Here is a 986-nt window from a genome sequence, read left to right on the forward strand (position 1 = left end):
AAGTTCTGCGGCATTCTGGCTACGCAATAACGAGGAAAGACTTGCTCGTAGCTGCAACCATACTTGCTCAAAATCTATTCAGGTACGGTTGCGCTTTGGGGAAATTATGAGGGGATCCCTCAGTGCTTTGCCACCATTGTTAGCGGTGGTTAGGATTTTTATATAGGCTACACTGATGGCTTAATAACACCAAATCGAAATAGATTAAGAGCTGTTAACAATCATCATTGATATCTTTAAAATATGCACTTAGTTAGTTATTGTCGATGTGTTTTTATTGGTTTTATTATTTTAATAGTTAATGAATTATGTGTTCTAGTCTGGATTAGTTATTTCCTATAGGCATCAATAATATAAGTATTCACAGCAAAACTAATATATTTTCCTTTTTCTGTATTTTTAATGTATTCATAATTTGTATTTTTTATTTTTAATAAAAAATATTTATTGTCCTATGTTTTATTTTTTATTGAAGATTAAGCATATTTACATTGACCTTTTTTAACTAACCCTCCTATAATCCGCGCCGTTCAGTTAATGAACAGACTGTGTAATTACAGCATCTCGTTAGGCGAGGCTCCTGTACAAACATAGGCCACTGATCTCACGACATCCAGAGATGCCCAAGATCAGGACAGTTTTCATCGGATTAAGGTGTTAACCCAAGTGGCTTTCGCGTTTGCGAATACGTTGTATAGTGCTGAAGCTGGGACTCGGGGATGAATTATCCTACCATTTCCTTTCGCTCGTCAAATAACGGCTGTTTTCTTACATCATAGATCAATCAATTCAGGATATTCCTGAGTCACATGAGGTTAATGTGATGAATGTAAATGTAATGAAAAACACCCACTCAATTCTGAAGGATCCCCTCATAAATCACCCAGCGCATAACCATATTGGTGAAGTTGCCGTGTAAGCTCTGCCCCTGCTTCGAGCAGCTCTAACGTTGTAATTTCGTAGTCTGACCTGCGTAGAACTTCCAT

Annotated in this window: 1 riboswitch. The window is 37.1% G+C overall.

Annotation, left to right across the window (positions count from 1 at the left end):
• Positions 1 to 556: 556 nt before the first annotated feature.
• Positions 557 to 726: riboswitch (M-box (ykoK) riboswitch) on the forward strand.
• Positions 727 to 986 lie beyond the last annotated feature (260 nt).

The organism is Vibrio sp. A8-1 (assembly GCF_013048685.1).
Lineage (GTDB): Bacteria > Pseudomonadota > Gammaproteobacteria > Enterobacterales > Vibrionaceae > Vibrio > Vibrio metschnikovii.